9 protein-coding genes are annotated in these 13,119 nt (G+C 67.3%); 5 read left to right on the forward strand and 4 right to left on the reverse strand.

Annotation, left to right across the window (positions count from 1 at the left end; all coding sequences use genetic code 11):
- Positions 1-356 (forward strand): bifunctional 4-hydroxy-2-oxoglutarate aldolase/2-dehydro-3-deoxy-phosphogluconate aldolase (locus ACNA7R_RS06610; RefSeq protein WP_416282771.1); only part of this gene is annotated, 356 nt, incomplete at its 5' end.
- Between the two features lie 347 nt (positions 357-703).
- A complete protein-coding gene (locus ACNA7R_RS06615; RefSeq protein ID WP_416282772.1) occupies positions 704-1,987 on the forward strand; it encodes an MFS transporter in 1,284 nt (427 codons plus the stop codon).
- 19 nt (positions 1,988-2,006) lie between these two features.
- On the opposite strand, the gene ACNA7R_RS06620 is transcribed toward ACNA7R_RS06615, so the two are convergent.
- The 4 genes from ACNA7R_RS06620 to ACNA7R_RS06635 form a co-directional block, all read right to left on the reverse strand.
- Positions 2,007-3,017: an aromatic ring-hydroxylating oxygenase subunit alpha gene (locus ACNA7R_RS06620; RefSeq protein ID WP_416282773.1), complete on the reverse strand. Its 1,011-nt coding sequence runs from the start codon at positions 3,015-3,017 to the stop codon at positions 2,007-2,009.
- Between the two features lie 275 nt (positions 3,018-3,292).
- Positions 3,293-3,670, reverse strand: coding sequence for a hypothetical protein (locus ACNA7R_RS06625; RefSeq protein WP_416282774.1), 378 nt, complete (start codon positions 3,668-3,670; stop codon positions 3,293-3,295).
- Entirely contained in the window at positions 3,667-4,752 is a 1,086-nt protein-coding gene (locus ACNA7R_RS06630) for an aromatic ring-hydroxylating oxygenase subunit alpha (RefSeq protein ID WP_416282775.1), read from the reverse strand. The genes ACNA7R_RS06625 and ACNA7R_RS06630 overlap by 4 nt, the downstream gene beginning before the upstream one ends.
- Before the next feature lie 215 nt (positions 4,753-4,967).
- Positions 4,968-6,212, reverse strand: coding sequence for a hypothetical protein (locus tag ACNA7R_RS06635; protein ID WP_416282776.1), 1,245 nt, complete (start codon positions 6,210-6,212; stop codon positions 4,968-4,970).
- A gap of 238 nt (positions 6,213-6,450) precedes the next feature.
- Here ACNA7R_RS06635 and ACNA7R_RS06640 point away from each other — a divergent pair, with 238 nt between their 5' ends.
- The 3 genes from ACNA7R_RS06640 to ACNA7R_RS06650 all read left to right on the forward strand — a co-directional run bounded on the left by ACNA7R_RS06640 (position 6,451) and on the right by ACNA7R_RS06650 (position 13,111).
- Positions 6,451-9,018, forward strand: a complete 2,568-nt coding sequence (locus ACNA7R_RS06640; RefSeq protein ID WP_416282777.1) for a GcvT family protein — start codon at positions 6,451-6,453, stop codon at positions 9,016-9,018.
- Positions 9,019-9,471: 453 nt separating this feature from the next.
- Entirely contained in the window at positions 9,472-10,365 is an 894-nt protein-coding gene (locus ACNA7R_RS06645) for a bifunctional methylenetetrahydrofolate dehydrogenase/methenyltetrahydrofolate cyclohydrolase (RefSeq protein ID WP_416282778.1), read from the forward strand.
- Positions 10,366-10,561: 196 nt separating this feature from the next.
- Complete coding sequence (locus ACNA7R_RS06650) at positions 10,562-13,111, forward strand: GcvT family protein (RefSeq protein ID WP_416282779.1); 2,550 nt, start codon at positions 10,562-10,564, stop codon at positions 13,109-13,111.
- The last annotated feature ends 8 nt before the right edge of the window (positions 13,112-13,119 follow it).

Consider the following 13,119-nt stretch of genomic DNA (forward strand, 5'->3'; position numbering starts at 1 on the left):
ACGTGATCCGAACATGCAACCGCCACGGGGTCGTCCCGATTCCCGGCGTCACGACCCCGACGGAGGCAGTGACGGCGATCGAGGCGGGAGCCGACATTTTGAAAATGTTTCCGGCGACGACCGTCGGCCCCGACCACGTCGGCGCGCTGCAGGGCCCGCTCGGGGACGTTCGCGTCGTGCCGACTGGCGGCGTCTCCGCCGACAACGTCGCGTCGTTTTTCGACGCGGGAGCGTTCGCCGTCGGCGTCGGCAGCGCGATCGTCGACGACGACGCGATCGCGGACGACGACATGGACCGGGTCCGCGAGACGGCCGCCGAGTTCGTCGCTGCGGTCGAATCGGCCCGCTCGAAGTGAGACAGGCGCGCTCGAGGCGTGCGCCCGTTTTCTCGATCGGTCCAGCGCGCTCGAGCGGGATCGCTCGTCGACGTCCAGGCGGTCGCCGAGTTCAGCGGCACGGTCGTCGGCTAGACTGTCCGCGGATATACATTCATATGGCCGTAAATCCCCTCGACCGGGAGTGGTTCCGAAAACACGACCGGTCAGCGAGCAATCACTTATTGGAGCCGATCGAAGCGATCGCCGGTATCCGTGTCGGCGGGAACGACGCCTCGGTCCGGGGTACTATGGGAAGGGCCGCGACGGATCGCCGTTCGAGCGTCCGGGATATCAAACGCTTTGACGCCGCACTCGAGACACCCAGTATGGGCTACTGGTCGTCGCCGACGAAGCGTCGCTGGCTGCTGTGGGGGGTTCTGGCCGTCTCCTTCCTGCTGGTCAACGTCTACCGGCTCTCGACGGCCGTGCTCGCCGACGACCTGATGGCGGCGTTTCGAACGACCGGAGGTCAACTCGGCACGCTCCACGCCGCGTTCTTCTTCGTCTACGCCGTGATGCAGCTGCCGACGGGCGTCCTCGTCGACCGGATCGGTCCCCGGCGGACGGCGGCGGTCGGGGCGGTGACGATGAACATTGGTGCGCTCTGGTTCGCGCTCGCGGAGGGGTACTCGTCCGCGCTGGGCGGTCGGCTGGTGATCGGACTCGGCGGTAGCGTGATCTTCGTTTGCATGCTGCGGTTCTGCGCAAGCTGGTACCGTGTCGACGAGTTCGGCACGATGAACGGGCTGAGCTTCGCCGTCGGCGGCGTCGGCGGCGTGCTCGCGACGACGCCGCTGGCCGTGCTGGTGGACGCGACCGGCTGGCGAACCTCGCTGTCGACGCTCGCGGCCGTCGGACTGGTCGCCGCCGCGGTGACGGCGCTCGTCGTCCGGGACTCGCCGGAACGCGCGGGGTTCGAACCGATCGAGGGGGTTCCCGAGCAGTCCCGACTCACGCTGGGGGAGATCCGGACCCACGGTGGAACCGTCCTCCGCGACCGGTGGACGTGGGTCGTCAGCGTCCTGCTGTTCTGTACGGGCGGGGTGAACCTCACGCTGTTCGGCCTCTGGGGGATCCCCTACGTCGTGCAGGTGTACGACACCTCGGTGACCGTGGCGTCGCTGTGTACGCTGCTCGGCGGCGTCGGGAGCGCGGTCGGTCCGCCCGCGTTCGGCTGGCTCTCCGATCGCCTCGAGCGCCGAACCGAGTTCGTCCTCGGCGGCGGGCTCGTCTACACCGGCGCGCTCGCGTTGCTCGCGCTCGTCGGCGATCCGCCGCTGGCGGTCGTCGGAGCGGTGTTCTTCGTGGCCGGCGCGTTGCTGGGAACGTTCGTCCTCACCTACCCCCTGATCAAGGAGCGCCACTCGAGCCGGGCGAGCGGGATTTCGCTGGGGGCGATCAACGGCGCCTCGTTCTTCGGGGCCGCCGCCTTCCCGACGCTGATGGGGTGGGTGCTCGACGCCTACTGGACCGGCGAGTTCGTCGGCGGCGTCCGGGTGTACACGGTGACGGGGTACCGGGTCGCGTTCGGGATCGCCGCCGTCGCCGGGCTCGTGACGATCGCCTGTGCGGTCTGGCTCCACCGTCGAGCCGACGCCGTCGACGCGTAGGCGAGTCAGTCCTCGAGAATCAGGCGTCGTACGCTTCCTGTGCGAGCCGGTGGAGCTTGTGGACGGTGTGTTCGTTCGGGCCGAGCTGGGCCTGCGCGAGCGCGCCGGTCTTCAGTCCCGCCCACTGGCGCTCGACGAGTTCGAAGTCCTCCTCCTGGAGCTGGCGGCTCGTGCGGACGAACTCCCGTTCCTCCTCGGTGAGGTCGCCGTCCCGGAAGTAGTAGTCCGCGATCAGCCGGAACCGGCCGGTGTCGATCGGATCGATGATGTAGGTGCCGTAGCCGTCGGCGGTGCCGTACATATTGACCGTGAAGTTCGGCCAGAAGTAGTGGAACTGCGCCTCGCGCTCGTCGTGGATGCGGAGGTCGTCCTCGATGTCCTCGTCGTGGGTGTAGTGGAGCACCCAGTGGTAGTCGTTGACCTCGAGTTCGGAGTCGGCGAGTTCGATGCCCGTGATCCAGTCCTGGTGGTTGGCCTGGCAGTGGTCGCACTCGGAGTAGTTGCCCGCGAACACCTTCCAGTTACACTCGACCTCCGAGACGACCCGACAGCCGTGCTCGTACTCCTCGAGGGGCAGCGACTCGAGTCGCTCCTTCAACACGCCGGCCTGCTCCGCCAGCGACGGCGGATCGTCGCTCAGGTTGACGAAGTAAAGCGGCCCGATGCTGTCGACGCGGACCGACTCTGCGCGTTCGAACTCGGCCGGGTCGACGCGGCCGGGATCCGTCATCGACGTCTCCTCGACCACCGGCGACCCCGTTCGCGCCGAGAAGTTCTCGAAGGCCTCGACGTCGCCGTCCTTCCCGCGGACGACGACGAGGTCGCGACCGCCGACGCTCCGGGTGAAGAACTGTCCCGGCTCGTCGATACAGTTGGCGTGGCCGGCGTACACCCAGTACCGCCCGAAGACCTTGTCCTTCTCCATCTCGAAGGTCTCGGGCTCGGTGAAGTACTTCGCCGGCAGCGCGTTCGACTTCTCCGTGATATCCGGGCTGACTGGCTTCGTCCGCGCGTGCTCCCACTGTGTCATACACTCTCTATGATGATCGAGTTCATGAAAGAAGTTAACGAGGTATATAGCGCCCATTTATATGGCGGGTGGTTTCCGACGCGCCGGCAGCGGGGTCGCTCCAGACTCGAGTCGCCCGACATCGCTCGCCGAGTCGGGCGGCTACCGGCTCGGGAGTCGCGATTGCAGCCGAGAAGAACCCGTCCGTACGGTCGCTTTCGCGGCGGAGGACGAGCGTTCGCCGACGGCGGGAGGATACGGAAACGGGCGTGTCGTCGATCGCGACGACGCTCCGATCAGAACGCACGCAAGTGGTCGTCCTGCGGTTCGTACAGCCCGCCGCCCATCCGGATCTCGTGGATTTTCTCGAGGGTCTCGCCGATCGACAGCCCCTGCTCGCTCATCGCCGCCGCGACGGCGCCGATCGGCACGCCGTTCTCGTACTCCGCCTCGAGCTGGGCCACGACGTCCTCGAGCGTGTACACCTCCTTGAGGTCGTCCTCGGTCACCGCGTCGGTGAGGTCGGGCCCGATTCGCGTGAACGCCACGTCGTGGCCCGTAACGCTCGAGTGGCGGCGGTAGAACTCGACGATCTCGTTCGGCTCGTCGCTGCGTATATCGACGTCGCAGTCGGGGCAGCTCGCGGCGTACGCGACCTGTCGTTGCGCGCTCATCGGTCGGCGTCACCTCCCGTTACGAGCTGGTGGAGACTCCGGACGGTCTCGTCCGGCTCGAGCCGAGCCTGCGCGGAGGGCTCGTGTTCGTCCCGACGGCGCCGAGCCAGTTCGATCAGCTCCGCGCGCCGTCGCCGACTGGCTCGGATCCGGTCGCGCTCTTTCTCGTCGGGGTCGCCGTCCCGGACGTAGTAGTCGGCGATCAGCTGACACCGATCGTCGTCGATCGGGTCGATGAGACAGGTCCCGTAGCCGTCGACGTCGTCGTACACTTCGACCGTGAGGGTCGGCCACAGGTAGTGAACCTGCGCCTCACGGTCCCCGTCTCGAGCCGATCGGACGAGCCAGTGGCGGTCGTCGGTCTCGAGGGCGGCGTCCGACGGCTCGAGCCCCGCGAGTCGGTCCCCGCGGCGGAGACGCTCGAGGGCGGCGCCCGCGACCGTCTTCCAGTTGCACTCGACCTCCTCGACGATCCGTCGGCCGTGTTCGTACCCCTCGAGGGACAGCGACTCGAGCCGATCCGTCATCACGCCGGCCCGCTCGGACAGCGCCGGCGGATCGTCGCTCAGGTTCACGAACAGCAGCGGGCCGATGCCGTCGACGCGAACGTCGTTCAGGCCGTTGGTCTCGCAGTCGAACTCCTGGACGTCCTCGTTCTCGAGGTCGGGGTTCAGGCTCGCGTCCTCGAAGCTCTTGGGCGTGCTCCGGAGGTCGCCGTCGAGGTCGTACGTCCAGAGGTGGTAGGGACACTGGATCCGGTTCCCGCCGCCGGGATCGGTCATCGGCGTGTCCTCGACCATCTTGGAGCCGCGGTGGGCGCAGACGTTGTCGAACGCCTTGACCTCGCCGTCCGTTCCGCGGACGACGATCAGCTGTCGGTCGCCGACGGTCCGGGTGAAGAACTGGCCCGGGTCGGCGATGGCGTCGGCGTGGCCGGCGTAGATCCAGTGCCGGCCGAAGACCGTCTCCTTCTCCGCCTCGAAGGGTCCGGGATCGGTAAGCCGCGTGGCCGACGGCGCGTTCGACTCGTCCGTACCGTTCTCACTCACCGCCGTGGCTCGTGAGCTCTCCCGCTGTGTCATACGGTATCACCAACACAAGAGATACTGAAAGTCGTTCACCCGTGCTATTGAACACCAATATATACCCCCGAGAGTCGAGCGGCGAACCGATCCGCCGTTCCGGGGGTCGAAAACCGCGGGCGGACGGACGGGTCGGCGATCGTTACGTCCGAGAAAACGGGCGAGGCCAGGGATCGGTCGACGGCGTCGCGGATCGGCGGCGGTCGACGGGCGGTCTACGGGGCGGCCGATTGCCGATCGACGGACCCATCGGAGCCCGTGCCCGTCGTGTGCTGTTCGGACTGGCGGCGATCGCTGCCCCGGATTCGTTCGGCGATTTCCTCCCGCGACGGCCCCCGTTCGGGAGTCCTGGAAGCGTAGACCCGCCTGACGACGAGATCGATCAGGTCGAGCCGTTCCAGCAGGTCTCGCGTCCGGTCGCGCTCGAACTCGAGCGCCCGGGAGACGTCGTACAGCGTCATCGAGGACTCGATCGCGTCGATCAATCCCTCGACCTCGACGCCGTCCGGAAGGCCAATCCCGTCCGCGACGAGTCGTTCCTCCGGAACTGCGTCGACCGGATCGCCGGTCCCGTCGGGGTGAGCGAGGTCCGGCTCCGACTCCGAGTCGGCGTCCGCATCCGCGTCGTCCGCGGGCGATTCCGAGCCGTCGGCAGGTGACTGCTCGCTCGAGTCGACGACTGATCCCGCCCGCTCCGCGGTCTCCTCCGCGTCGGCCACGTCGTAGGAGACGGGATCGTGGACGCCGGCGTCGATCATGTACCGGCGGACGGTCTCGGCGGCGACGTCCATCTCGAGGACGTCGGCCATCGCCGCGAACGTCTCGAAGGACTCGTACAGACACCGCAGGTACTCGACGTCGTCGTACGGCGGCAGCTCCTCGTTGCGCGCGTCCTCGAGGGCGCGGACGATTTCGGGATCGATCCCGATCGCGGACGCCGTCTCGGATTCGTCCCCGGATCGGGCGTCCGTCGACGCCGGATCGACTCCGTCCTCGTCGAGGGATTCGTCCGTCTCGAGCGGCCGCTCGGTTTCGCTCGGTTCCGTTCCGGCATCCGGTTCGCCCGCCGAACTCGCCGACGTCTCGTCTCGAGCCGGCTCCTCCTCGAAGCCGATCGCGAACGTCACGACGACGTCGCCGTCGGCGGTCACGCGAGCCCGATCTCTGGTGACAGCGACGCCGTCCGGCGCGTACTCGGCGATTGCGGGCAGCGTCGACGGGGCGAACTCGAGGCGGAGGCCGCCGTCGTCGTTCAGGCGTGCCGCTTCGGGAGCCATTCCGGATTCCGATTCGGACGCCGTCGTCTCACACAGCGGGACGACGACGTCGACCGAGACGCTCGGGCCGGCGGCGTCCGCCCGGCCGGAGATCGTCGCGTCGACCTGCCGGATTACGCCGCCGTCCGCCTCGTACCGGTCTACTATTTGCGAGAGTGTCTCAACCGAGTCACCGATCCTCATGATTTGTCTACGCTTGGGTTCCGATCGGGGTAATACTGAGTGGGGAATACTCCATCCCTTCATATAGCCCGTTTCGAACGGCCCGCGTGTGAGCGGGAACCTGCGGAGTTCGGGAGCGATAGGGATCGGTTACCGAGGCGTCGTTTCCACGCTCGAAACACTACCTCTCAGTTTCCGTACTGGTTCGTACGGTCGTCGATAACTATATTTGGCCCCTGCCGGGATATCGATGCGAGTTATGAATACGCATGACAGCCTGCCGGCCGAGGCTGACACCGTCATCGTCGGCGCCGGAATCGTCGGCTGTAGCACGGCGTACCACCTGACCGAGTTCGGGCGCGAGGACGTCGTCGTCGTCGACCAGGGGCCGCTTCCGACCACGGGAGGCTCGTCGAGTCACGCGCCGGGGATCATGTTCCAGACCGCCGAGGAGAAGGTCCTCACGAAGTTCGCGAACTACAGCCGCAAGCTGTACTCGCGGCTCGAGGACGAGGACGGCAACCAGCTCTACAGCGAGACGGGCGGGATCGAGGTCGCCCGGACCGACGAGCGGATGGACTTCCTCCAGCGCCGGGTCGAACACGGCACCGCCTGGGGCGTTCCGGACCCACAGCTCCTCTCGCCGGAGGAGGTCGAGGAGAAGCTCCCCCTGGTCGACAGCGACGTCATCCAGGGCGGCTACTACTCGCCGACCGACGGCCAGGTGTCGGGCGTCAAGGCCTGCGCCGCGCTGGCGAGGGCGTCGATGGACCGGGGCGCGAGGTTCGTCCCCCACACCCGCACCGAGGATGTCGCGGTCGAGGACGGCGAGGTGCAGGCCGTCGTCACCGAACACGGCGAAATCGAGTGTGACGAGGTCGTGATCGCGACGAACATCTGGGCGCGCCAGCTGGGCGAGCAGCTCGGCGTCCACCTACCCGTGACGCCGGTCGAACACCAGTATACGATCACCGAGCCCCTCGAGGAGCTCTCGGGCGATCAGGACGTCACCAAGGACCCGGTCTACGAGAACTACCGCGAGGTCTCCGGCGAGAAGGCCGACCGCCTGCTCGCGGACCCTGACCGGCCGATCCTCCGGGACCAGGACAACGCCCTGTACTTCCGAACCCACGGCGACGCCTACGGGATCGGCTCGTACAACCACGAACCGCTCGTCCCCGACCCCCAGGAGCTGGGCGGCAACGAGGAGGGCGGCGAGCAGGGGTCGATCCACGAGTTCTCCGACTACCACCTGAACAACGCGACCCACCCCGACCGCCCGGACAAGGCGCCCCGCCAGGCCAGCGACGAACTGTTGCCCGCCACGGAGGGTAAAGAACTCGAGCACAAGTACAACGGAATGTTCGCGGAGTCACCCAACGGCCTCCCCGTGATGGGCCCCGTCCGGGAGTACGACGGGCTCTGGACCGCCGCGGCCATCTGGGTCACCCACGCCGGCGGCGCGGGACGAGCGCTGGCCGAGTGGATGGAGACCGGCGCGCCGAAGCTCTCCGACGGACGGATCGACCTCTCGCACTGTAACGTCAACCGGTTCCAGCCCCACGAGGGGAGTTGGGACTTCGCCCGCGACATCGGCGGCGAGGAGTACCGGATCGTCTACAACATCGTCCACCCCAAGTGGACCTGGACGGACCACCAGCGGGACATCCGCCGTAGCTCGGTGTACCACAAGCTTCAGGAACTCGACGCCGAGCTGTGGGCCGAGGCCGGCTGGGAGGAAGCCCAGTGGTTCGACTCCAACGCCGACCTGCTGGCGCGCTACGGCGAGGACATCCCCGAGCGGGACGGCTGGGAGGCGAAGTACTGGTCGCCCATCGAGGGCGCCGAGTCCCTGCACGTCCGCAACGAGGTCGGGATCCACGACATGACCTCGTTCAACAAGCTGGAGGTCAGCGGACAGGGTGCCGACGAGTTCCTCCAGTACCTCTGTACCAACGACATGGACATCGACGTCGGCCAGATCCGGTACACCCTCCTGTGCAACGAGGAGGGCGGCGTCCGCGCCGACGTCACCGTCACCCGGACCGACGAGGACCGCTACCTCGTGCTCACCACCGGCCGAGAGGTCGGCCAGAACCACGTCGCCTGGGTCGAGAACCACGCCCCCGAGGACGTCACGGTCCGGGAGGTCACCTCCGAACTCACCTCGTTCGTCCTCACGGGGCCGAACGCCCGCGACGTGTTGAGCGAGGTGACGCGAGCGGACCTCTCCGACGAGGCGTTCCCGTTCTACACCACCCAGGAGCTGTTCGTGAAGAACGTCCCGGTGCGGGCGCTGCGTCTCTCCTACGCGGGCGAACTCGGCTGGGAGCTGTACACGCCAAGCGAGTACGGCGAGCAGCTCTGGGAGCACCTCTGGGAGGCCGGCCAGGACCACGACCTCCGGCCGTACGGCAACGGCGCGCTCGACTCGCTTCGCCTCGAGAAGGGGTTCCGGCTGTGGGGGGAGGACCTCCACACCGAGCACAACCCCTACGAGGCCGGGTTGAGCTTCGCCGTCGACCTCGAGACCGAGTTCATCGGGAAGGAGGCGGTCGTCGAGGCCGCCGAGGGCGAACGGATCGATCACAAGGTGGCCTGTCTGACCCTCGAGGACGAGGACGCCGTCGTCTTCAAGAACCGACCCGTCCTCGACGGCGACGAATCGTTAGGGTACGTCCACAGCGCCGAGTACGGCTACACCGTCGGCGCCTGCGTCGCCTACGCCTACCTCCCGCCGGAGTACGCAGAGCCCGGCACCGAGGTCGAGATCCTCCACGAGGGCGAACGCTACGCGGCGACGGTGCGGGACGACCCGCTGCTGTAGCTCCGGCCTCGAGCGGTTTTTGACCCGCTATCGATGCGTAGTGGCGTCTCTAAAATCTCGAGTGCGACCCGCTCGACACAGCGCGATCCGAAACGGCCCGGAACTGAACCGTACGCCACCGGACCGATGCTATGGGAGTGGAGGCGTGGAAGAACGACACACCTCCCTTCGTATGGCAGCGACACCCCTCAACAGGTGTCACCTCGACGTTGACAGTCGATCTCAAAGTAGGTGCAGGTGGAATACTTGTGGTGTTTATCCCTCCGTCGAGAGTTCGCGAATCCCAGTTCAGAAGTTGTCTCGAGGATGAAACGTCGAACATCGCCCCCGGGATTCATTGTCCACCCGGGCGAGCAACCGATAGCGCTGCAGCCGGTGGTCGACGCCTCGCGGAGCGACGTCGCGGTCACTCGCGGGTCGTGCGGACGCCGGCGGTCGCAGCGAAAACCCACTATGACACGGATCATCGACGGAAACGAGGTCGCCGACGGTATCAGATCGGAACTGGAGCCCTGCGTCGAGACGCTCGAGTCGGCCGGCGTGACGCCGGGGCTGGCGACGGTGCTGATGAGCGACGACGGCGCGAGCGAGACGTACGTCTCGATGAAACGCCGGGCGTGTGCGGAACTCGGGATCGAGAGCGTTCACACGGAACTGGATCCGACCGAATCGACAGACGCGCTGCTCGAGCGGATCGACGAGCTGAACGTCGACCCGGCGGTACACGGTATTCTCGTCCAGCTACCGCTTCCGAATCACGTCGACGACCGGGCGGTCCTCGAGCGGATCGAGCCGACGAAGGACGTCGACGGCTTCCACCCAGAGAACGCCGGCCTGTTGGTCGCCGGCGAGCCCCGATTCAAGCCGTGTACGCCCCACGGCATCCAGCGGCTGCTGGCGGCGGCCGACGTCGACACCGAGGGGAAAGACGCCGTCGTCGTCGGCCGATCGAACATCGTCGGCAAGCCGATGGCGAACCTGCTGATTCAGAAGGCCGACGGCGGGAACGCGACGACAACGGTCTGTCACTCGAGAACGGCCGATCTCGGCGAGAAGACCCGGGAGGCCGACATCGTGATCGCGGCCGCCGGCTACCCCGAACTGATCGACGGCTCGATGATCGGCGAGGGCGCGGTCGTGATCGACGTCGGCGTCAACCGCGTTGATTCGGACACCGAGAAGGGGTACGAACTCGTCGGCGACGTCGCCTTCGAGAGCGCGAAAGCGAAAGCCGATGCGATCACGCCCGTCCCCGGCGGTGTCGGCCCGATGACGATCGCGATGTTGCTCTACAACACGGTGAAGGCCGCGAGCCTCCAGGCGGACGTCCCCGTTTCGCTCCCGTAGGCGCGGGTGGAACACGTGACGACCTCGATCGCCCGACTGCCGGATCGCACCATATGTCAGCCAGAATGCCGGTTGTGGACGCCGAACGAGACTTCCGTACCGTTCCCCGTAATCGGCACACGGCGCCCGAACCGTGCGCCGCGTTCGACCCCCTCACCGATGCACTTATGATACCCACTGTACCACGGTGTGGTATATGAGCACAGACAGCCCACCTTCGAGCGCCGAGACGGTGATCGTCGGCGCCGGGGCGGTCGGGTGCAGCGTCGCTTACCACCTGACCGAACTCGGCGCCGACGACGTCGTCGTCCTCGACAAGGGACCGCTCCCGGTGACCGGCGGCTCCTCGACCCACGCACCGGGGATCATGTTCCAGACCTCGCCGTCGAAGCTCCAGACGAAGACCGCCCACTACACGACCCGACTGCTGAAGGAGGCCGGCGTCTACAACGAGACTGGCGGGATCGAGCTCGCTCGCTCCGAGGAACGCATGGACTTCCTGCAACGCCGGGTCGAATGGGCGAAGTCGTACGGTCTCCCCGAGCCGGAGCTGCTCGAGCCCGCCGAAGTCGCGGACTACCTGCCGCTGGTCGACGAAGAGGAGATCCTCGGCGGCTACTACTCGCCGACCGACGGCCAGGTCGCCGGCACCGACGCGCTCCAGTGGTACCTCGAGACGACGCCGGCGTCGTTTTTTGGCCACACCGAGGTGACCGACATCGAGGTCGACGGCGGCGAAGTGCAGGCGGTCGTCACCGACCGCGGTCGCATCGAGTGTGACCGCTGCGTGCTCGCGACGAACAACTGGGCCTACCAGACCGGACAGCTGGCGGGGGTCGACCTCCCGATCGCCCCGGTCGAACACCAGTACGTCGTCACCGAGCCCCTCGAGGAGCTGCGGGGCAACGAACGGGCCGACGACGCCGTCACCGGGCTCGAGATCCCGGGCGATCGGGAGATCACCGAGTCGATGGCCCAGCCGCCGGACCGTCCGGTCGGCCGCGACCAGGACAACTCGCTGTACTTCCGGACCCACGGCGAGGGGTACGGGCTGGGCTCGTACAACCACGAGCAACTCGTGGTCGACCCCGACGAGATGGGGTCGAACTCGGCGGAGAGCCAGGCCTCTGTCCACAGTTTTACCGAAAAGCACTGGACGAAGGCGACCCACCCGGACCGCGAGAAGTCGCCGAAGCAGGCGTTCGACGAGCTGCTGCCCGCGACCGCGGGCAGGGAGTTCGACGCCACCGAGAACGGGATCTTCGTCTACACGCCCGACGGGATGCCCGTGCTCGGCGAGACCGCGGGAGTCGACGGGCTCTGGACCGGGCTCGCGATCTGGTGGACCCACTCGGGCGGCTACGGCAAGATTCTCGCGGAGTGGATGGAGACCGGCGTGCCGCGGCTGCCGTCGGGGCCCGTCGACACGAGCGGGATCCACGTCAATCGGTTCGAACCCCACGCGGGCAACAAGGGGTACTTCATGGATCGCGGCGGGATGCGCTACCAGCAGGTCTACAGCATCGTCGAGCCCCGCTGGCAGCCCGCCGACCGCCGCGGGCTCCGGACGAGTCCGTTCTATCACCGCCAGCAGGAGCTGGGTGCGGAGTGCTACCAGAGCGGCGGCTGGGAAGTCCCCCAGTGGTACGAGTCCAACGCCGACCTCGTCTCGACGTACGAGGACCGCATCCCCGACCAGGACGGCTGGCAGGGGGTCAACCGCTCCCCGATCGAGGGCGCCGAGCACCTCCACACCCGCGAGAAGGTGTCGATGTTCGATATGACGACGTTCAGCTCGATCGTGGTCGAGGGCGGCGACGCCGGCGCGTTCCTCCAGCGGGTCTGTAGCAACGACATGGACCTCTCGATCGGCCAGGTTCGCTACACCACGATGTTAAACGAGGGCGGGACCATCCTCGCGGACCTCACCGTCGCCCGCCTCGACGACGAGGAGTACGTGGTGACCACCGGCGGGGGGAACTCGCCGGGAATCCACGGCTCCTGGCTCGAGAGCCACGCCCCCGAGACGGTGTCGGTCACCGTCGAGGAGTCCGCGAGGAGCACGATCGGTCTCTGGGGACCCAACGCGCGACTGCTCCTCCAGCGGACGACCGACGCGGACCTCTCGAACGGCGACTTTTCCTACTTCAGCGGGAAGCGCATCTACGTCGGCGACGTGCCCGTGATCGCCCTGCGACTCTCCTACGTCGGCGAACTCGGCTGGGAGCTGTGGGCGCCCACGGAGTACGGGGGGAAGCTGTGGGACACCCTCTGGGAGGCCGGTCAGGATCTCGGCGTCCGACCGATGGGCGCCGGGGCGGTCGAGTCGATGCGCCTCGAGAAGGGGTTCCGGCTGTGGGGGACCGACGTCGACACGGACGTCAACCCCTACGAGGCAGGACTCCCGTTCGCGGTCGATCTCGATACGGAGTTCGTCGGGAAGGAGGCGCTCGTCGAGGCGAAAGACGAGGGGATCGACAACCGGGTCGCCCCTCTCACCCTCGACGACTCGAGCGACGTGATGCTCGGCGGCCGTCCCGTCTCCAAGGACGGCGACACCGTCGGTTACGTCCAGGCCGGCGACTACGGCTACAGCGTCGGCGAGTCGATCGCGTACACCTACCTGCCGAGCGAGTACGCGGAGGCCGGCACGTCGGTCCGGATCGACTGCGAGGGGCGGAGCTACGACGCGACTGTCCGGGACGAGCCGCTGTTCGACCCCGGTCGGGACAAAATTATCCGGTAGGCCGTCGA

Origin of the sequence: Natronococcus sp. (assembly GCF_047921035.1) — an archaeon.
Lineage (GTDB): Archaea > Halobacteriota > Halobacteria > Halobacteriales > Natrialbaceae > Natronococcus.

Bases quoted from the DNA above. Each gene is read 5' to 3' on its own strand.
- ACNA7R_RS06615 (WP_416282772.1), top strand. From the start codon at position 704: ATGGGCTACTGGTCGTCGCCGACGAAGCGTCGCTGGCTGCTGTGGGGG.
- ACNA7R_RS06620 (WP_416282773.1), bottom strand. From the start codon at position 3,017: ATGACACAGTGGGAGCACGCGCGGACGAAGCCAGTCAGCCCGGATATC.
- ACNA7R_RS06625 (WP_416282774.1), bottom strand. From the start codon at position 3,670: ATGAGCGCGCAACGACAGGTCGCGTACGCCGCGAGCTGCCCCGACTGC.
- ACNA7R_RS06630 (WP_416282775.1), bottom strand. From the start codon at position 4,752: ATGACACAGCGGGAGAGCTCACGAGCCACGGCGGTGAGTGAGAACGGT.
- ACNA7R_RS06635 (WP_416282776.1), bottom strand. From the start codon at position 6,212: ATGAGGATCGGTGACTCGGTTGAGACACTCTCGCAAATAGTAGACCGG.
- ACNA7R_RS06640 (WP_416282777.1), top strand. From the start codon at position 6,451: ATGAATACGCATGACAGCCTGCCGGCCGAGGCTGACACCGTCATCGTC.
- ACNA7R_RS06645 (WP_416282778.1), top strand. From the start codon at position 9,472: ATGACACGGATCATCGACGGAAACGAGGTCGCCGACGGTATCAGATCG.
- ACNA7R_RS06650 (WP_416282779.1), top strand. From the start codon at position 10,562: ATGAGCACAGACAGCCCACCTTCGAGCGCCGAGACGGTGATCGTCGGC.